This window comes from Rhizobium ecuadorense, assembly GCF_001187535.1.
GTDB lineage: Bacteria > Pseudomonadota > Alphaproteobacteria > Rhizobiales > Rhizobiaceae > Rhizobium > Rhizobium ecuadorense.
Map to the genome: position 1 here is coordinate 1 of NZ_LFIO01000580.1, position 239 is coordinate 239.

Here is a 239-nt window from a genome sequence, read left to right on the forward strand (position 1 = left end):
GGGCGTCGCTTTCGCGGGCGATTTCGGCTATCGCTACTGGACGGTCGGCCGCTTCATCGAAACCACCGACGATGCCTATGTGAAGGCCGATTACACCACTGTCGCCCCGAAGGTCGCCGGCTATATCAGCCAGGTGCTGGTCAACGACAATGACGCGGTCAAGGCCGGCCAGGTTCTCGCCCGCATCGACGATCGCGACTTCCAGGCTGCACTGTCGCAGGCCAGAGCCGATGTGAAGG

The 239-nt window shown here is 62.8% G+C and carries 1 pseudogene; it reads left to right on the forward strand.

Annotated features, from left to right (window positions below):
- A pseudogene (locus tag AF337_RS12145) lies at nucleotides 1-239 on the forward strand (HlyD family secretion protein); the annotation flags it as partial.